A 19,264-nucleotide genomic window follows, 5' to 3' on the forward strand; every position below is an offset into this window, starting at 1 on the left:
AATTGCTTAGATAATGCCGTAATAGAAAATTTCTTTGGTTTACTAAAAAGCGAATTATTCTATTTAAAAAAATTCAAATCCGTTGAAGATTTTATAAAAGAGTTAAAATCTTATATAAAATATTATAATACAAAACGGATAAAGATAAAACTAAAAGGACTTAGTCCTGTAGAATACAGAATTAAGTTTCAATTAGTAGCCTAATTAATATGTCCAATATTTTGGGTGCACATCAAATAATCAGTTCTTTTTGCTTTTAATAGATTTTTAAGCGAGTGGAAATATCTTCAATATATTTTTCACTTGGTTGTGCTTCAATGCTACCAAATGGCATTTGTGCTGTTAATTTCCATGTATTAGGAATAGAGAATAATTCTTTGATTTTATCATCAATCAAAGGATTATAATGTTGAAGATTAGCTCCGATATTTGCTTGGCTTAATGCTGTCCAAATATTATTTTGAAGCATACCATTTGCTTGATTTGACCATGTGGAGAAATTTTCAGCATACATAGCATAAGTTTCTTTTAATTCATTAATGATTTCTGTGTCTTCAAAAAATAAGATAGTGCCAACGCCAGCTTTGAATTTATTGATTTTATTTTGAGCCACAGCGAAAGTTTCTTCTTTTTTAGCTAATTTTTCTTTTAAAATATCTGTAGTAATTTGCCAAATCTGTTGATGTTTTTCACCAAAGGCGATGATAACATTTGTTGTAGGATAGTTAAAAGCAGATGGGCTATATTTTAGGCAATCAGAGATGATAGAAGTTATTTCTTCATTAGATAAATTAACATTAGTGCCTAAATTATAGATGCTGCGACGATTTTTTAAGGCTTGTAAAAATTCCATGATAAATACCTCGATTATATATCTTTAGATAAAAATAGACGCAGTTATTACTGCGTCTAAAGATTATTTTATTCTTCGTCCATTTCGTAGTTGGAATAAACGTTTTGAACATCATCATGTTCTTCAAGCATATCGATAAGAGTCTGCATTTTTTCAGCGTCTTTGCCTTCAACTTTAACAGTAGTATCAGGAATCATAGTGATTTCGGATTCAACTGTTTCAATGTTGTTTTCTTCTAATGCTTGAGAGATTGCATCGAAATCTTCAGGAGCAGCAGTGATTTCAAAAGAATCATCTTCTGCTTTGAAGTCTTCAGCACCAGCATCAAGAGCAATCATCATGAGGCTTTCTTCATCATCGAAAGCTTCTTTGTCTACAACAAAGATTGCTTTTTTGTGGAACATCCAGCCTACGCAACCAGTTTCGCCGAGGTTTCCGCCGTATTTGGAGAATAAATGACGAATATCAGCAGCTGTACGATTGCGGTTATCTGTCATAACTTCGAGCATAACAGCAGAACCTGCTGGACCGTAACCTTCATAAATTAATTCTTCGTAATTGCTACCATCAGAAGCACCTAAGCCTTTTTGAATAGCACGATTGATATTATCTTTAGGAATATTGTTAGATTTAGCTTTGCTTAAAGCTAATTTAAGACGCATATTACCAGTAGGGTCAGCACCACCCATACGAACAGCAATAGTGATTTCACGACCAATTTTTGTAGTCATTTTTGCACGAATGGCATCATTTGCACCTTTTTTTCGTTTAATATTGGCCCATTTAGAATGTCCTGACATCTTTTAAACGCACTCCTTAATAAATTAAACTATAAATTATCTAATATGTACTAGATAAGTAAAGAAAATTTTAAGATTTAGATAAAATTTTGTAAGAAAATATCTTTTTAGAGTATACCATAAAAAAACGAGTATTTGCAAATCATTTAAAAGGTTCATTTCTTTATTGATTGAGAAATAAATTAAATATAGTAATTATAGTCTACTAATAAAGATAAAAAGCTAGAATATATCAATATTATTATGGAATATATTCTAGCTTTTTGTTTATAATTTTATGATTTTTATGCTTTGATTAGACGATAGAATTTCTTTTTACCTTTGCGAACGATCATATCGCCATTTGCAAGGTCTTCTGCTGTTAATACTTTTTCTACGTCAGTCCATTTGTCATCGCCAATGGATACACCATTTTGAGTGATTAAACGACGACCTGCACCTTTGGATTCAAATACTTTGTTATCTACTAAGATATCAAGTAATTTTTTGCCAAAGTCTGCTTCTGTAATAGTGATAGTTGGAGCATTGTCCATATTACCTTTACCACTGAAAAGAGCTTGAGCAGCTTCTTGAGCTTTTTTAGCTTCTTCTTCGCCATGAACGAGTTTTGTAACTTCATAAGCGAGAACTTGTTTTGCTTCGTTGATTTTTTGGTCTTTGTAGCTACCAAGGCGACGAACTTCATCCATTGGTAAGAATGTGAGAAGAGCAAGACATTTTTCTACGTCGCTATCAGCAACATTTCTCCAGTATTGATAGAAATCGTATGGAGAAGTTTTTTCAGGGTCGAGCCAAAGTGCGCCTTTTGCTGTTTTACCCATTTTTTTACCTTCACTGTTAGTGAGAAGGTTGAATGTCATACCATAAGAAGGTTTTGCTTCTTTACGACGAATGAGTTCAACACCAGCAATGATGTTAGACCATTGGTCATCGCCACCTAATTCAAGTACGCAACCATAATGGCGATTTAATTCCATGAAGTCATAAGCCTGCATGATCATGTAGTTGAATTCAAGGAATGTTAAGCCACGTTCTAAACGTTGTTTATAACATTCAGCAGTAAGCATGCGATTAACAGAGAAATGTGGACCAACATCGCGAAGTAATTCAATGTAATTTAATTTGCGAAGCCAATCGCCATTGTTGATCATTAAAGCTTTACCGTCAGAGAAATCGATAAAGCGTTCCATTTGTTTTTTGAAGCAATTGCAATTATGTTCAATATCTTCATCAGTTAACATTTTACGCATATCTGTACGACCAGAAGGGTCACCTACAGTACCAGTACCGCCACCAACTAAGCAGATAGGGCGATGACCTGCTTTTTGCATATGAGACATAGCCATTAAAGCTAAGAAATGACCAACATGAAGGCTGTCTGCTGTTGGGTCAAATCCCATATAAAATGTAACTTGCTCAGTTTCTAAAGCTTTTTTTAATTCTTCTTCGTGTGTTACTTGAGCTAAGTAACCACGTTCTTTAAGTGTATCAAATACGCTCACAAAAAGTCCTCCTAAATTTTGTATGATTATCTATTAATTTAACCCTTTGCCTTGTTGAATACTTGGTTCAGGTAAATTTTGCCTTGGAGCTGGAAGAGATGGTTGCTCTATATTTTCTTCAATTGGTTCATTTTCATCAATTGGTTGTTGAGCATCATTTGGGTTTGTCTGTTCATTATGAACAGGTTTTTGTTTATCAGGTGCTTCTTTTAATGGTTTTTCTTTTTCATGAGCAACATCTTTAGCTGTAGTTTTAGCATTGCTTTCTACATTTTGAACTGGATTATCAATGGAAGTGTCTGAACCATCAAAGTTTTTAGCAGGTATAGAAGCAAGTGCTGTTTTCATGAAGTTTTGCCAAATTTTCGCAGGTGTAGTACCACCAGTAATACCAGGCATAACATCATTATCATCACAGCCCATCCATACTACTGTTACTAAATCAGGTGTATAACCTGCAAACCAAGCATCTTGGTAATTATCGGTAGTTCCTGTTTTACCAGCAGCAGGTCTGTTGATATTAGCAGCTTTACCTGTGCCTTTAGTGATAACATCTTCAAGCATATCTGTTAATAAAGTAGCAGTGCGTTCAGATAAAACTTGTTTAGTTTCTGGTGTATGTTCATAAATAGTTTTGCCTTTGCGGTCAACGACTTTAACTATAGCAGTTGGTTTTGTATAAACGCCATGATTTGCAAAAGCGCTATAAGCACCAGCCATATCAAGAACTGTTACCCCATTTGTGAGACCACCGATGGAAGCAGCTAAGTTTTTATCATTTGCTTCATTAGAATTTAATTCTAATGTGGATATACCTAAATTTTGAGCTGTTAATAAAACTTTATCGATAGATAATTTTTCTGCTAAACGAATAGTAGGTATATTTAAAGAATTAATAGCTGTTTGACGCATGGAGACTGTACCTCTAAATGTACGGTCATAGTTTTGAGGTTGCCAATCACCTAATTTGAAAGGTTTATCCTCAATAGTAGTATCTGGTGTCATTTTATTTTCTAAAGCAGTTGCAAAAGTAAATGGTTTAAATGCTGAACCAGGTTGACGTACAGCAAGTACAGCACGATTGAATTGGTCAGTACCACGACCGCCAACCATAGCTTTGATATATCCTGTTTTAGGGTCGATAGCTACGAGTGCGCCTTGTGGTTGAGTAAGACCATTAGCATCATTGTAATAAGTTGGTAATAAACTATTTACAGATTGTTCAGCAGCTTTTTGCATGTTCATGTCAATGGAAACATAAATTTTTAAGCCTTCTTTATATACTGCATCAGCACCAAATTTATCAATCATTTCTTGAGTTACATAATCGATAAAATATGAAGCAGTATTATCATTTTCTTGTTCTTTAGGATTTACAAGTCGTAAACTTTCAGCTTTTGTTTTAGCTGCTGTAGTAGAATCAATATAGCCATATTTTACCATTTGGTCTAAGACCTCTGCTTTACGTTCATTAGCAGCACCTAAATTATTAAGTGGTGAATAATAATTTGGACTACGAGGTATACCAGCGAGCATTGCACATTCTGATAAATCTAATTGACTTACATCTTTGCCAAAATATGTCTGTGCAGCAGCTTGAACACCATAAGCACCTCTACCAAAATAAATTTGGTTGAGATACATTTCTAAAATTTCTTCTTTAGTATATTGTCTTTCTAAGCGAAGAGCAATGAAAAATTCTTGAATTTTTCGTTTGAATGTACGGTCCTGTGATAAAAAGGCATTTTTGGCTAATTGTTGAGTGATAGTACTACCACCTTCAGCCACTTCACCGCTTGTTAAATTAGAATAAATCGCACGGAAAATACCTCTAGGGTCAATACCGTTATGTTCATAAAAGCGATTATCTTCGACAGCAATAAAGGCATTTTGTAGATTAGCAGGGATTTTATCTAAAGTCACTAATGTACGATTTTCAGTAGCGTGAATATTAGTGATTAGATTGCCATTCATATCGAGAATTTGAGAAGAAGCAGGTGGGTGAATATCAGAAACATCTTTATCACCATCAAGGCCAATAGCAACTAATCCACAACCAACACCTAAAAATACAACTATAAATAGCGTTAAAAGCGCTAAGAAAAATTTTTTGAAGCCAAAAGATTTTTTCTTATTTTTTTTATCAGTTGTATGATTAGAGGTTGATTTTTTTTCGTTAAAAGGCTGTTTATCCATAGAATACACCTCAAATATTTATAATACTATGTTTAGTTTTGGTAAAAATATAGTAATTATTTGCGTTATTTTAATTTTACAGCGGTTACCCCACTACCGCCTTCGTCCATATCACCAAGAGTATAGCTTAAAACATTGCGATGATTTTTGAGATATTCTTGAATACCTTTGCGCAGAGCTCCTGTACCTTTACCATGAATGATTAATACTCTTGATAAACCAGAAATTACAGCATCATCAAGATATTTGCTAACAACTTCAATAGCTTCATCAACCATTAAGCCTCTGATATCTACTTCTGTACTAATTTGGCTGACTTTAACTAGCATATTGAAGCCACCAGCTTTTTTAGATGGTGCAGTTTCTTTTACTTTAACAGCATGAGAAACGAAAGAGCAATCTTTAGCTTTAACATTCATTTTTAAACTGCCCAATTGAACAGTTAATTCTTTACCACTGATATCAGTGATAGTTCCTTTTTGGCGAAGTTTATTTACATATACGATATCACCAACAGCAATAGTTTTGATATCGACAGCTTCACCAGGTTTATTTGGGTCATCATTTTGTTGACTTACTTTATCCAAACGACCACGTAATTTATGACGAGCAGCATCTATTGTTTCCTGACGTTTTTTCATTCCTTGGTCGTTGAATTGAGCTTTCAATTCCTTGATGATTTCTTCAGATTCGCGACGAGTACGGCGAAGTAAACTAGCACATTGTTCTTTAGTTTTACGAAGTGTTTGCTCTTTTTTCTTAGCCATTTCTTGCTTCATATCGGCAAGTTGTTTTTCTAATTTTTCAATGCGTTGTTGACGTTCAGCAATATCAGCATTTTTTTGTTCATACATCAATTTTTCATTTTCTAGTGTATTTAATACATTTTCAAATTGAGCATGGTCTGCTTTGATGAGTTGTTGAGCACGTAAAATCAAAGTATCTGATAAACCTAATCTTTTACTTATAGCAAAAGCATTACTAGCCCCTGGCGTACCTATCAATAATCGGTAAGTAGGGAGAAGGGATTTGATGTCAAATTCCACACAAGCATTTTCAATGCCTTCTTTAGAATAAGCAAAAGTTTTTAACTCGTTATAGTGAGTAGTAGCTACAGTGCAAGCGCCAATTTCCATCAATCTTTCTAAAATTGACATGGCAAGGGCAGCACCTTCTTCTGGGTCAGTACCAGAACCAACTTCATCTAATAAGAGTAAGTCATCATGTTCAATATTGTTTAAGATATTTACGATATTGCGCATATGAGCAGAAAATGTACTGAGGCTCTGTTCAATACTTTGCTCATCACCGATATCAGCATAGACATTTTGGAAAATGGAAATTTTGGAACCAGATTGAACAGGGATAAAAAGACCAGATTGAGTCATTAAAACTAATAAGCCTAAAGTTTTCATGCTCACTGTTTTACCGCCTGTGTTTGGCCCTGTAATCAATAAAGTGCGATATCCTTCACCAAGTCTGATATCAATAGGAACGACGTTATCTTTATTGAGTAATGGGTGGCGAGCTTTAGCTAAATTGACAATACCTTCATCATTGATTTCTGGCATAGTAGCGTGCATTTTACGAGCTAATTTTGCTTTAGCAAAAGCAAAATCCAATTGAGCCATGATTTCGCAGTTGTGAAGTAAGCTATCAGCATTTCTAGCAATTTTTTCAGAAATTACTTTTAAGATACGTTCAATTTCACGTTTTTCATCAATAACTAATTGTTTAATATCATTGTTTAAGTCAACAATGGACATAGGTTCAATAAACAAAGTAGAACCACTAGAGGATTGGTCATGTACGACACCTGGGAATTGTTGACGATATTCTTGTTTGATAGGGATAACATAGCGTTCATCACGGATAGTAACGATATTATCCTGAAAATATTTTTGATAATCAGGATTTTTTAAGATACCGTCAAGATTTGTTTTGATGCGACGCTGAGAAGATTTGATTTCACGGCGAATACGCATAAGTTCAACACTAGCACTATCACGCATAGAACCATGTTCATCAACAATATTATCTATTTCGCGTTCTAGTTGCCCCAAAATTTCAATAGATTTAGCCCATTCTTTAAATTGAGGGCTATCTATTTCTAATTCTTTGAAGAATTTTTTGAGATTACGCATTGCGTACATGGTATTTAAAATATCGAGTAATGAATTTATTTCAATTACTAGACCTAAAGATGTTTTCTTTAATAATGAACGAATATCATGAATACCGCCAAAAGGTGGTTCAGAGCTAATTAAAATGTTACTAGCTTCTTGTGTATGTGAAAGATTTTCAATTACTTCGTCAATATCGCTACTTGGTAATAGTTTTTCAGCAAGTTCTTTTCCCATACTAGAAGTAGCCATATTTTGTAGCATAGTAATAATTTTGGCATATTCTAAAGTTTTAAATACGGATTGATTCATTTGTTAAAAAGATACCTTCCTTAAATTATTCTACTCCACGGAAGTAATGACCACGAGTAATATTTTGTTCATATTTAGTGATATTTTCAGGCATTAAAGCAAGATGATTTTTGCCTTCGATGATGATTTCTTTATAGAGTTTAGTGAATTTAGCTAATTTTTCTTTGGACATATATCTGCCATCTAAGCGAATGCGGTCAATATGAAGATTAGTAAATTCTGGAACATGAGCTAGCATATTTAACTCTTTAGCATTTAATAAATGCATATGACAATATTGGTCTGTTACGATAGGGAATTTTTCATTTTTGCGGTCGCAAAGCCAATAATTATTTTTTTCGCAAGGTTTTGTACAAGTACCTTTATCTAAATTGCCTAAGAAACTGCCAAGCACACAATATTCAGATACCATAAGTTCCATATTGCCATGAACGATACATTCAAGAGGTAATGTAGAAGCTTCATTTAATGTTTTTATCTGTTTAAAGTTTAATTCAGGGGAAACAGTAGCTCCCTTAATGTCATAATTATTTAGGAAAGTTAAAGTTACATCATTATAGACATTGAAGGAGAAGTCTGCCCAGATAGTGATATCTGTAAATTGTTTGATTAAGTACATTTGCGCTAAAGTATGTGCATAAATCATATCTGGAGCGATATCTTTTATTTTTGTAAGCCAATTTGTAAAAGCTGTTTGTTCATTATCGCGCATGATACGAGGTGTAGCAAAAGCAATTTTAATATTAGCTTCACGGCAAAGTCTTGTAGCTTCAGCATACATTTCAGCAGTGATGAATTGATGATTATAAGATTCACCACCGAATAAAACAATATCTGCTTGATTATCAATAGCTGTCTGTACTTTAGCAATAGTATCAACAGCGACTACAAGTTGAGGTTTATTTGTTTGATTGAATGATTTGGAAGCTAAATCCTGTTGCCAAATAGTATTATCAATTTTAGCAATCTGTGGACGATGATAAGCTTCAAGGCGCATGGACATTAATTTTTCAATTAATAAGCGACGAGTATCATTCATGACGCTCATAGGCACAATGACATTTTCATCAATATTGCAAGATAAATTTTCTAATTGATAAATAGTATTGCCTAAACGTTCCATTTGTTTTTGTACTGTTGATTTATCCATAGCGCGTTTTAGAGCTGTTTCCACAATGAAATCGCTAGTTATTTGAGCGCTATAACCATCTTCATCAGTAGCTTTTAACATAAAAGGCTCATTGAGTTTAGCGATGGCTTCGATATTTAAATTTATTTTGCGTATTGGTGAAGCACTAGTATAATAACTGCGAGCTTTTTGCATGAGATTAGCATCAAAAACTTTAAATATACGGTCATGTGGGTGTACGCGATTTGGTACAGGAATGATGACTTCCATGCCAGCACTAGCAGAAGTTATTTCTTTATTTTTATAGATGATTTTAGATACATTAGTACTTACGCGACCGCCGACTTTTACCCAGAAATCAATAGTATCACCGATATTTACATCATCAGTGAGTTTCATGATAGCTTGACGTTTGTTATCATCATAGCGAATTACTCTACCTACGAGGCGACCACGATTGTTTGGTCGTTTATCGCTCATCATGAATTTACCTTGTTTTTTCTCTAAATAAGCAGTAGTAAAATCACGATTGAATATTTGAGAAAGATTTTTTTGAATATCTTCTTGAACTTCTGTATGGCTATAATAAGAGTCGATTTTTTGGCGGTAAGCGTCAACAACGACAGCTACATATTCTGGTTTTTTCATGCGTCCTTCAAGTTTTAAAGAAACGACACCAGCTTCGATAAATTCAGGAATTAATTCAAGTGTATTCATGTCGCGAGGGCTCAATAAATATTGTCCAGCATCTTTTAAAACATTGTTATTATTTTTATCAACTAAAGTATAAGGTAGACGACATGGTTGAGCACAGCGACCACGGTTACCACTTCTGCCACCAATCATACTACTCATTAAGCATTGACCGGAATAGCATACACATAAGGCACCATGAGCGAAAACTTCAATTTCTACATCGCTATTACGGCAGATATGAATAATATCTTTTAATGTTACTTCACGAGATAAAACGACACGTGAAAAACCAAGTTCTTGAAGAGCAAGAACACCAGCTAAATTATTCACTGTCATTTGTGTACTAGCGTGTAATGGTAAATCAGGAGCTACAAGTTGAGCTAAACGTGCAGCACCTAAATCTTGAACGAGTACAGCATCAGCACCTATTTCATAAAGAAAACGAAAATAATCTGCAAGTGCAGGTATTTCAGAATTGTCTACTAAAGTATTTACAGTTACATGGATTTTTACATTGCGTAAATGAGCAAATTCAATGGCTTCTTTTAAGCCTTGTTCATCAAAATTATTGGCATAAGCTCTTGCACCGAACATTTTGCCTGAAAGATAAATAGCATCAGCACCACTTTCTACAGCGGCTTTTAATGCTTCCATACTTCCAGCAGGGGCTAATAATTCTATCAAAATATTTTCCTCCAGTTATTTTCTTAGCTTATTATAATACACAGAGTATAAAAAATAAATGGTAGTGCCATTAAAATGCCTACCATTAGTGTATGTCTTCATGTTATTTTTTAGCTTATTTATGTTTATTAGAGCGATTTTCATCAAGAATATCCCAAAATTCATTATAATCTTTTTTCAAGCGAATTAATTGTTCAGCTATTTGAAGTGCCGTCAATACTGCTACTCTATCTGGTGGCAAATATTGGTTTTGTTTAGTCATAAGACGAATATTTTCATCTACTATTTTAGCAGCTTCTTGAATGTCATTGATATCACTATCTTTAGAATAGCGGAGAGGATATTTTACTCCCAAAATTTCTACAGTTACTTTGTTATTCATAAAATCACCTTAATATTTTAAAATAAGCCATGATATATTTAGTATATCAATATTATATACTAATACTATTTTTATAGCAAAGTATTTTACAAGATATTCATTTGACACTAATTTATATATTTTTTAAAATGTAATAAATATCTATGGAGAAGTAAAAAATGAAATTTAAATCATATATAAAACAAAAATGGTTATTATCAATTATAGCAGTAACTTTAATGATTGTTTATTACTTGAATTTTATTCAACTACCTCCTGCTGTATCTGTGGAATTGCAACAAAACTATAAATATAAATTGATTTTGATACCATTAGATACAAGACCGCCATGTCAAAAAATGGTGGTAGATGCAGGAAAGATGGCAGGTGTACAGATTATAACACCGCCGTCAGAGATAATGGATTATTATACTAAAGAAGGCGATACAAAAAAAATACAAAAATGGCTGATGGATAATATTGATAAATCAGATGGGATAATTGTGTCTATTGACCAATTATTGCATGGAGGTTTATTAGCTTCACGTGAATCAGGGACGAAACAAGATGAGTCGCAAATTTTATTAAAATTTATGCGTGATTTGAAAATAAAAGCGAAAGATAAACCAATTTATGCTTTTAATGTTTTGCCAAGGATAACACCACCGCCAACTTTAGAAAGTGATAGTAAAAAAATGATAAAAATATCTCGTCTTATTGATGAGATAAGTATTTTTGAAAATGAAGATGATATAAAATTATTGGCAGATTTAAAAGAAGATATAAAACAAGAAGACTTAGATATTTATTTAGATTTATTTAGACGCAATACAGCTTTAAATAAAGAATTAATAAATCTAGCTAAAGAAGGCATCATAACAAAATTAGTGATTGGTCAAGATGATGGTGAAGATTTTGGCATACCAAATATGGAGAAAAAAAGTCTTGTAAATTATGTGCATTCTTTAGGTATTAGTAATGATGTTGTGATGATAACTAAAGGTGCAGATGAGGTGGCTTTATCACTATTAGCTAATTTTGTGCAGATGAAGGAAAATTATCAACCTAAAGTATATGTAGAGTATAATGATGAGAAAGCTATGCGCACAGTTATGCCATTTATGGCAGGTTCAGTAGGTTCTACAGTAGAAGAAAAATTAGTGATGGCAAATGCTAAAAAAGTAAATTCACCACAAGAAGCTGGCTTGATTTTATATGTTTTTATTGGTAATGATGAAAATATGTTTACACAGAGACAATCTGCATTAAAGATAAAAAAATATTTAGAGCAAGGTAAAAAAGTCGCTTTAGTTGATTTAAGTAAGCATTTTTCAGCAAATGAAGTATTATTTCCTACATTATTAAAAGAGGATGTGCCGATTAATGAATTAACTTCTTATGCTGGTTGGAATACAGCTAGTAATTCCATTGGTACGGCACTGGCGAATGCTGTTATTTATAAGGCGATAAGACCAACATTTAATACAACAAATGATATGCTTGCTGTAGAGTATAATCGTTTAAATATAAATTATGAAAGATTTCTAGAAGATTATTATTATTTAAAAGAAGTGATTGATGTAATGAATATTACCTTGAAAAATCATGGTTATGAAAATGTAAATGATTTAGATATGGAACATAATTATATTTGGATGAATAAATTACTACAATCTGATATGCAAAAGCGAGCAAATCAATTAAATAATAGTGAAGTTTTTAAAATACCTTTTAAAGTACAAACGCCAGAGGGAGTATTTGACTTGACTATTCGTAATTTGCAGGTTGATGTATTTTTCCCATGGCCAAGGACTTTTGAAGTATATTTAGATGTAAGATTAAATTTATATAGATTAAATAATTAAATATACAAATTTAAGGAGTGACTTTTTTGGTAGAAACATTGATTATGGTATTAGGTGTAATAGCAGGATTTAGCCTGTTAAAAGTGAAAGAACATAGGCGAATAGCTGTGGTAAATTTAAATAATAAGGTACAGTTAATAGCAGTAGCTTTGATTATTTTTATCATGGGAATAAATTTAGGTAGTATGGAAGATTTTGCACATAAGATGTTGACCATGGGATTACAAAGTTTGGTATTTGCTATAATTCCTACAGTATTTTCCGTAATTATAGTATACATTTTTAGCAAATTATTTATTGTAAAAAATTAAATAGTAAAAGAAGGTTTGTAGATGGTTTATATTGCATTATGTGCATTAATTTTAGGAATTATTTTTGGTCAATTTGTACTTGATAGTACATGGCATGATTTATGTAGTGAATTAGCAGATTATGTCTTATATTTATTGATGTTTTCTGTAGGTATAAGCTTGGGTATGAATGAATCAATAATTGAGAAGATAAAAAATTATAATTTGACAATATTATTGATTCCTATAGGTGTAATTATTGGGTCTGTTTTTGGCGGATTTATTTGCAGTTATATTTTTGATATGAATTTGGTATATAGTTTATCTATTGGTGCATCTATGGGCTGGTATAGTTTATCAGGGGTAATGCTTGAATCACTAGCAAATGCACAGATAGGCACAATAGCCTTTTTGAGTAGCTTGATGAGAGAATTTATCGCTTTTATGATGATTCCAGTTTTAATAAAATATTTAAATACATATGCAGCTATAGCAGCGGCAGGAGCTACAAGTGAAGACACTACTTTGCCAATGCTTATAAAATATAGTAGTGAAGAATTTATTATTATATCTGTAATTAATGGTGTATTATGTTCAGTAGCCGTACCAATTTTAATAAACTTTTTCTTTTCCACATTATAAAATTAATAAAAAAAGCTGTAACATTGAGAAATTCTCTTTGTTACAGCTTTTATTTTTTGTACAACACTTGTTAAAGTTAAATAAGACAGGTAGAAAGAGTGATTTTGCATGGTTAAAAGATTCAAATACAACACTTGTTAAAGTTAAATTTACACCTTGACTTTAAAATTTTTATATGCTAAATACATTCAAATACAACTCTTGTTAAAGTTAAATAAGAATGCTTTAAACATGATGTTTTAAAATTATAATTCAAATACAACTCTTGTTAAAGTTAAATAATTCGACCAGTTTAAAAATAAGATTATTACACAATTCAAATACAACTCTTGTTAAAGTTAAATATAGTTCAATCAGTTAGTAAAACAGATAAAACAATTAATTCAAATACAACACTTGTTAAAGTTAAATAGCTACATTTTGCAGATTAAATAAAGACAAATTTCCATTCAAATACAACACTTGTTAAAGTTAAATGATAAAAGTTCAGGAGATATAGATATAAATACTACAATTCAAATACAACACTTGTTAAAGTTAAATAAAATATTAAAAATAATATTGACATGCCCTCTTAAATTCAAATACAACACTTGTTAAAGTTAAATCTCTTATTGGGTGCTAGAGGAAACAACAGAAGAAACATTCAAATACAACACTTGTTAAAGTTAAATAGTTAAAGAAGGAACTAAGCTATTAAGTAATGGATCATTCAAATACAACACTTGTTAAAGTTAAATTGTTTGTATATCAATTAATATGTGAAAACAGTTATGAATTCAAATACAACACTTGTTAAAGTTAAATCTGCTGTTTTTAATACACCAACTGTATTATTTACAGAATTCAAATACAACACTTGTTAAAGTTAAATTGTGTATTTAGCATCTGTGCTTTGAGTATTGTCAAATTCAAATACAACACTTGTTAAAGTTAAATCTAAAAGAAACAAGAACCAATCTACATTATAAACAATTCAAATACAACACTTGTTAAAGTTAAATTTTAAAACTTATTGACATATTATCTCGTGCTGCTTTATTCAAATACAACACTTGTTAAAGTTAAATGATCAAAAATATATACATCAGGTTTTACTTCTTTAAATTCAAATACAACACTTGTTAAAGTTAAATGAAAAAATATATACATTTTCCTTTAAATGAAATAGAATTCAAATACAACACTTGTTAAAGTTAAATTAAAAAATTTTGCTTTAAATGTTAAAAACATTTTTAATTCAAATACAACACTTGTTAAAGTTAAATAGTAAAGGAGAAAAATTAAATGTGTGATAATTGGAAATTCAAATACAACACTTGTTAAAGTTAAATCTATATTGGTTTTATAATTTTAGGAGGGATTAAATAATTCAAATACAACACTTGTTAAAGTTAAATCTAAACGTTTTATTATGGCTTTATCTAAATTAAGCTAATTCAAATACAACACTTGTTAAAGTTAAATAAACAGTGTGGATTTGATGAATTCATAATCAAATAATTCAAATACAACACTTGTTAAAGTTAAATTTCAGTAGTCTGCTGAACTTTTTTCAGTAGCACTAATTCAAATACAACACTTGTTAAAGTTAAATTCAATCAACACAGCTACAGGAGCAAGTCAGCACTTATTCAAATACAACACTTGTTAAAGTTAAATTATATCCTAATATTCGCCAATCTAAAATATACCATATTCAAATACAACACTTGTTAAAGTTAAATGGGAAAAAGAGATAGCCCACGATTTAATTTGTTCAGAATTCAAATACAACACTTGTTAAAGTTAAATGGACGCAATTATACAGTGGGGATTTTTTAAAAAAAATTCAAATACAACACTTGTTAAAGTTAAATTAATGTAGAAATGTTATATAGTTCTTGGGAAGCTAAATTCAAATACAACACTTGTTAAAGTTAAATACTTATGGGACTTGCTAAACTTACTTTGCCTAGTTTATTCAAATACAACACTTGTTAAAGTTAAATTTAGAGTAGAAAAACCAGCAGAAGGTAGCCAAAACAATTCAAATACAACACTTGTTAAAGTTAAATTCATTTACTTGAAAAATTTTATAAACTTCTTCTTATTCAAATACAACACTTGTTAAAGTTAAATAATAAAACCAACTATAGATAAAATGAATGATATTGTATTCAAATACAACACTTGTTAAAGTTAAATTTAGTTCTGCCGATATGATATATTACTTTAAACAAAATTCAAATACAACTCTTGTTAAAGTTAAATATTTACAAACCTGCTAGAGATTTAGAAACAGATGAATTCAAATACAACTCTTGTTAAAGTTAAATGATTGTATAGTTATTATCCAATCCTTAGCTTCTATTCAAATACAACTCTTGTTAAAGTTAAATCCAGGAGGAATGATTTTTCCCCAAGGTGCAAAAGAATTCAAATACAACTCTTGTTAAAGTTAAATTTGACATAAATAATAATTCTATTATCACAGTAGAATTCAAATACAACTCTTGTTAAAGTTAAATACAGCACTAGCTACACCAAAAGCTGTCTCCTTTGCTATTCAAATACAACTCTTGTTAAAGTTAAATTCGTTTCCAATTACTAGGTTCACCTTTTACAAGACCAATTCAAATACAACTCTTGTTAAAGTTAAATAAACTATTATTATTTACTGCTCTATTAAAAGATTGTATTCAAATACAACTCTTGTTAAAGTTAAATTTAGCTTCTGCATTATCTAAAAGTGTAGCACACGTAATTCAAATACAACTCTTGTTAAAGTTAAATCTGCTCATCTCAACTGCTCGCGGGCTTCGTTAGTGTATTCAAATACAACTCTTGTTAAAGTTAAATATTATTCATATTGACCTTCTTTCATGACCTTTTTAATTCAAATACAACTCTTGTTAAAGTTAAATGTAAATACGGGAAACGGAACAGTTAGAGTTATTTTATTCAAATACAACTCTTGTTAAAGTTAAATTTTTTACCATCGTCTGCATAGCCTTCACAGATACATATTCAAATACAACTCTTGTTAAAGTTAAATAAATTAAAGAAAAACAATAAAGAAGGTAATAATCAATTCAAATACAACTCTTGTTAAAGTTAAATATGACACAATTAACATCTGGGTATGTTATCTACTTATTCAAATACAACTCTTGTTAAAGTTAAATAAATTCATCACCTTGTAGCTTGCCACTACCTAAGGCTATTCAAATACAACTCTTGTTAAAGTTAAATTAAATTATAAAACTAATTCTATATTTACAGATTTAATTCAAATACAACTCTTGTTAAAGTTAAATAAATATGTATTCTCTAAATGGATTTTATAAAAAATTATTCAAATACAACTCTTGTTAAAGTTAAATGCCAGTAAAATCAATACTTTTATAAATAATTATAGTTTATAAAGGTTGAAATATCAATATTTATGAAAATTTTTACCAGCGATTGAGATTGATTTTTTGATTTTTAATAAATCCTTTATTTATAAGGATTTCAGGTTTTAAGCTAAAAAATGGCTGGGAAAATAAAAAGGCACTTGTTTACACAAATGCCTTTAAATAATTATTTTACATTAGCAAAAGCTTGTTTTAAGTCATCTAAAATATCATTGATATCTTCAAGACCTACAGAGAAACGAACCATACCGCTATTGATACCAGCAGCTTCAAGTTGTTCATCTGTCAATTGACGATGTGTTTCACTTGCTGGGTGAAGAACACAAGTACGAATATCGGCAACATGAACTTCATTAGAAGCTAATTTTAAGGAGTCCATGAATTTGACAGCGTTTTCTTTACCACCTTTGATTACGAAAGTGATAACACCACTGCAACCTTTTAAATATTTTTTAGCAAGAGGATAAGATTCATTGCTTTCAAGAGCAGGGTACATAACGCTTTCTACTTTATCATTGCTTTCCAAATATTTAGCAACAGTAAGAGCATTTTCGCAGTATTGTTTCATACGTACAGGTAAAGTTTCTAGACCTAAGTTTAATAAGAATGCAGAATGTGCAGCTGGATAGCAACCGAAATCACGCATTAACTGCATTCTAGCTTTTAAAATATAAGCTTGTTTACCATAAGTTTTTGTATAGGAAAGACCATGATAAGATGGATCTGGTTCTACTAATTCAGGGAAATTACCATTGTCCCAATTGAAATTACCGCTATCAACGATTACGCCACCGATTTGAAGTGCATGACCGTCCATATATTTACTAGTGGAATGAGTAACAATATCAGCACCAAATTCAAATGGTTTGCATAAGATAGGAGTTGCAAAAGTGTTATCCACAATTAAAGGAACACCATGAGCATGAGCGATATTTGCATAACGTTCGATATCAAAAACAGTCAATGCGGGATTAGCTAAAGTTTCACCAAAAACAGCTTTAGTATTAGGTTTAAAAGCAGCATGAATTTCTTCATCAGTAGCATCATGACCAACAAAGATACATTCAATACCTAATTTTTTTAAAGTGAAAGCGAAAAGATTTACAGTACCACCATAGATTTGAGTAGTAGAAATAAAGCTATCACCAGCATTACAGATATTTAAAATAGCAAGTAAGTTAGCAGCTTGACCAGAAGTAGTGCACATAGCACCAACGCCACCTTCAAGGTCAGCAATTTTATTTTCAACAGCCATGACTGTAGGATTAGCAAAACGAGAATAAATTAAAGATTTAGTAGGTTCATCGAAAACAGCAGCAACATCATCAGTAGAGTCATAAACATATGTAGTGCTTTGCACAATTGGCATGACACGAGGTTCAGTATTTTTAGGGCTGTATCCAGAATGTAAACATTTAGTAGCATCTTTCATAAAAAAATAGCCTCCTTAGTAAAATATAAATTATATTATAAAACATTATAGACAAAATAGAAAGTATTTATATACATGAAGAAAATTATTTATTGTAAATATGTTTAAAAGCTGAATATATTTTTAAAAGAAAAAACTAGCAAGTAAAATAAATACCTGCTAGTTTTTTGTTTAAACATCTTTAGAGGAAATATATTTAATAATACCAAATCCTAAAATCAAAGTTAAAGCACAGATAAAAATTTCTTCATTTTGCGGAATACCTGGATAAAGCTCCAAGATAGAACCTAAAATGAATCCAAGGATAATTAAAAAAGTAGGTTGAGGATAGTTTTGCATAAGATTTTCTAATAATTTAGTAGTTAGTAAAATACCCACAACTAGACCAAATCCTAATGGAATTAAAAATGGTAAATAAAATTCAGAAGCCGCACGCATAGTTTCATCGTATAATCCCATCAATAAAAGCATATAAGAAACGCTTATTCCTGGTAGAACAAGTGCAATAGCAGCTATAAAACCAGCAACAACTAATAATAAATAAGTGTACCAATTAGTAGCATCATTTGTAGTTACATTACTGATAGGAGACATTTCAAAAAAGAGAACAATTAAAAAGCCAATAGCGACATATATAGGGACTGTCCAGGAAAATTTAGTTAATTTAGCCTCGCGAAACATCAAAGGCACACTGCCTGCTACAGCACCCATAAAGAAATAAAGCATAGGCATAGGATAAGTTTCAATTAAATGCAAAATAGGTTTAGAAAAAGAAACAATACCTATTAAAGAACCTGCTAAAAATATAGTTAAAAAAAGAGAATTTCTAAATTTATTTTTCATGAATGAACTTACAGAAGAAATTAATTTAGTATAAATCCCAAGTATCATAGCCATAGAACCGCCACTAACACCAGGAACTAACATGGTAGAACCAACAACTAACGACTTAGCAAAAGTTACAACATAATTTCTCATAAA

General features: G+C 31.2%; 13 protein-coding genes and 1 CRISPR repeat array. Of the genes, 4 read left to right on the forward strand and 9 right to left on the reverse strand.

What is annotated here, in order from left to right:
- Window positions 1-204: IS3 family transposase (locus F553_RS0108120; protein ID WP_018999721.1), on the forward strand; the 204-nt coding region annotated here is incomplete at its 5' end.
- Window positions 205-256: 52 nt separating this feature from the next.
- Here the strand turns inward: F553_RS0108120 and F553_RS0108125 are convergent.
- The 7 genes from F553_RS0108125 to F553_RS0108155 all read right to left on the reverse strand — a co-directional run bounded on the left by F553_RS0108125 (window position 257) and on the right by F553_RS0108155 (window position 10,677).
- On the reverse strand, window positions 257-853 hold the full coding sequence (locus F553_RS0108125) for a nitroreductase family protein (protein ID WP_018999722.1): 597 nt from the start codon (window positions 851-853) through the stop codon (window positions 257-259).
- A gap of 68 nt (window positions 854-921) precedes the next feature.
- Window positions 922-1,653 (reverse strand): YebC/PmpR family DNA-binding transcriptional regulator, encoded by a 732-nt coding sequence (locus tag F553_RS0108130; protein WP_008537376.1) that lies wholly within the window; start codon window positions 1,651-1,653, stop codon window positions 922-924.
- A 284-nt stretch (window positions 1,654-1,937) separates the two neighbouring features.
- Window positions 1,938-3,155 carry a tyrosine--tRNA ligase gene (gene tyrS / locus F553_RS0108135; protein WP_018999723.1) on the reverse strand — a complete coding sequence of 406 codons (1,218 nt, stop codon included), beginning with the start codon at window positions 3,153-3,155 and terminating at the stop codon, window positions 1,938-1,940.
- Window positions 3,156-3,188: 33 nt separating this feature from the next.
- The gene (locus F553_RS0108140; protein ID WP_018999724.1) at window positions 3,189-5,351 is read right to left on the reverse strand and encodes a transglycosylase domain-containing protein; all 2,163 of its coding nucleotides are present in this window, start codon (window positions 5,349-5,351) and stop codon (window positions 3,189-3,191) included.
- Between the two features lie 65 nt (window positions 5,352-5,416).
- The gene (locus F553_RS0108145; protein ID WP_018999725.1) at window positions 5,417-7,786 is read right to left on the reverse strand and encodes an endonuclease MutS2; all 2,370 of its coding nucleotides are present in this window, start codon (window positions 7,784-7,786) and stop codon (window positions 5,417-5,419) included.
- Between the two features lie 25 nt (window positions 7,787-7,811).
- Complete coding sequence (locus tag F553_RS0108150; RefSeq protein ID WP_018999726.1) at window positions 7,812-10,295, reverse strand: U32 family peptidase; 2,484 nt, start codon at window positions 10,293-10,295, stop codon at window positions 7,812-7,814.
- A 115-nt stretch (window positions 10,296-10,410) separates the two neighbouring features.
- The gene (locus F553_RS0108155) at window positions 10,411-10,677 is read right to left on the reverse strand and encodes a cell division protein ZapA (RefSeq protein WP_008537382.1); all 267 of its coding nucleotides are present in this window, start codon (window positions 10,675-10,677) and stop codon (window positions 10,411-10,413) included.
- A 158-nt stretch (window positions 10,678-10,835) separates the two neighbouring features.
- Here F553_RS0108155 and F553_RS0108160 point away from each other — a divergent pair, with 158 nt between their 5' ends.
- The 3 genes from F553_RS0108160 to F553_RS0108170 are packed head-to-tail and all read left to right on the forward strand — an operon-like array spanning window position 10,836 to window position 13,453.
- Window positions 10,836-12,521 (forward strand): DUF4127 family protein, encoded by a 1,686-nt coding sequence (locus tag F553_RS0108160; RefSeq protein WP_018999727.1) that lies wholly within the window; start codon window positions 10,836-10,838, stop codon window positions 12,519-12,521.
- Window positions 12,522-12,538: 17 nt separating this feature from the next.
- On the forward strand, window positions 12,539-12,832 hold the full coding sequence (locus F553_RS0108165; RefSeq protein WP_369816096.1) for a hypothetical protein: 294 nt from the start codon (window positions 12,539-12,541) through the stop codon (window positions 12,830-12,832).
- A 21-nt stretch (window positions 12,833-12,853) separates the two neighbouring features.
- Window positions 12,854-13,453: a LysO family transporter gene (locus F553_RS0108170; protein WP_018999729.1), complete on the forward strand. Its 600-nt coding sequence runs from the start codon at window positions 12,854-12,856 to the stop codon at window positions 13,451-13,453.
- Window positions 13,454-13,505: 52 nt separating this feature from the next.
- A CRISPR array of direct repeats spans window positions 13,506-16,818; the repeat unit is 30 nt; unit sequence ATTCAAATACAACTCTTGTTAAAGTTAAAT.
- Window positions 16,819-17,017: 199 nt separating this feature from the next.
- Here the strand turns inward: F553_RS0108170 and F553_RS0108175 are convergent.
- Window positions 17,018-18,283, reverse strand: coding sequence for an O-acetylhomoserine aminocarboxypropyltransferase/cysteine synthase family protein (locus F553_RS0108175; RefSeq protein ID WP_008537387.1), 1,266 nt, complete (start codon window positions 18,281-18,283; stop codon window positions 17,018-17,020).
- Window positions 18,284-18,454: 171 nt separating this feature from the next.
- On the reverse strand, window positions 18,455-19,261 hold the full coding sequence (locus F553_RS0108180; protein ID WP_008537388.1) for a DUF368 domain-containing protein: 807 nt from the start codon (window positions 19,259-19,261) through the stop codon (window positions 18,455-18,457).
- Between the last annotated feature and the right edge of the window lie 3 nt (window positions 19,262-19,264).

It is taken from the genome of Megamonas rupellensis DSM 19944, from assembly GCF_000378365.1.
Lineage (GTDB): Bacteria > Bacillota > Negativicutes > Selenomonadales > Selenomonadaceae > Megamonas > Megamonas funiformis.

Bases quoted from the DNA above. Each gene is read 5' to 3' on its own strand.
- F553_RS0108125 (WP_018999722.1), bottom strand. From the start codon at position 853: ATGGAATTTTTACAAGCCTTAAAAAATCGTCGCAGCATCTATAATTTA.
- F553_RS0108130 (WP_008537376.1), bottom strand. From the start codon at position 1,653: ATGTCAGGACATTCTAAATGGGCCAATATTAAACGAAAAAAAGGTGCA.
- F553_RS0108140 (WP_018999724.1), bottom strand. From the start codon at position 5,351: ATGGATAAACAGCCTTTTAACGAAAAAAAATCAACCTCTAATCATACA.
- F553_RS0108145 (WP_018999725.1), bottom strand. From the start codon at position 7,786: ATGAATCAATCCGTATTTAAAACTTTAGAATATGCCAAAATTATTACT.
- F553_RS0108155 (WP_008537382.1), bottom strand. From the start codon at position 10,677: ATGAATAACAAAGTAACTGTAGAAATTTTGGGAGTAAAATATCCTCTC.
- F553_RS0108160 (WP_018999727.1), top strand. From the start codon at position 10,836: ATGAAATTTAAATCATATATAAAACAAAAATGGTTATTATCAATTATA.
- F553_RS0108170 (WP_018999729.1), top strand. From the start codon at position 12,854: ATGGTTTATATTGCATTATGTGCATTAATTTTAGGAATTATTTTTGGT.
- F553_RS0108175 (WP_008537387.1), bottom strand. From the start codon at position 18,283: ATGAAAGATGCTACTAAATGTTTACATTCTGGATACAGCCCTAAAAAT.
- F553_RS0108180 (WP_008537388.1), bottom strand. From the start codon at position 19,261: ATGAGAAATTATGTTGTAACTTTTGCTAAGTCGTTAGTTGTTGGTTCT.